General features: G+C 65.8%; 1 protein-coding gene. It reads left to right on the top strand.

Going from position 1 to position 635, the window contains the following annotated elements; genetic code table 11:
* Positions 1-135: 135 nt before the first annotated feature.
* Positions 136-635 (top strand): transposase family protein (locus ABD140_RS39965; RefSeq protein ID WP_344248295.1); only part of this gene is annotated, 500 nt, incomplete at its 3' end.

The following is a 635-nucleotide window of genomic DNA, read 5'->3' as shown; positions in this document are numbered from 1 at the left end:
TGAGCCTCTTTCATCCTCGGCGAAGGGCTTTGATCACGGCATGATCGCGAGTTGAGGATTCGCCCCCGGACACAGAGAAGCCCCTGGTAGACGGGTTGATCACCACAATCGGCCTGTCCCACCAGGAGCTTCTGGATGTTGTTGTACCGCGCCGCGGTCGATTTGTCGCGCCCAACGCTGAACTACGTGGCCGCCATCGTCCGCCGCCACCGCCGGGCGATCCGGTCGCGGTGGCGGCGCTTGAACCCGGCCCAACAGGCACTGCTGGTGCTGGTCCATCTACGCAAAGGAGAGACGTTCGCCCAGCTCGCAGCCGGTTTCGGAGTCTCGGAGGCGACCGCGTGGCGCTATGTCGACGAGGTCGTGGCACTGCTGTCGGCCCGCTCGCCCAAGCTCACTGCGGCGCTGCGCAAGGCCACGAAGGAAGGGCTGACGCATCTGATCCTGGACGGCACCTTGATCCGCACCGACCGCGTGGCGGCCGACCGCCCGTACTTCTCGGTCAAACACCAGTGCCATGGGATGAACGTGCAGGTCATAGCCGCACCTGACGGCAGCATCCTGTGGACGTCCGGGGCGATGCCGGGCAAGACACACGACCTGACCGCCGCCCGCATCTGGGGCATCCTGCGCGA

The organism is Actinocorallia libanotica, assembly GCF_039525175.1.
GTDB classification, from domain to species: Bacteria; Actinomycetota; Actinomycetes; order Streptosporangiales; family Streptosporangiaceae; genus Actinocorallia; species Actinocorallia libanotica.
This window is presented reverse-complemented; position numbering and strand designations above follow the sequence as displayed.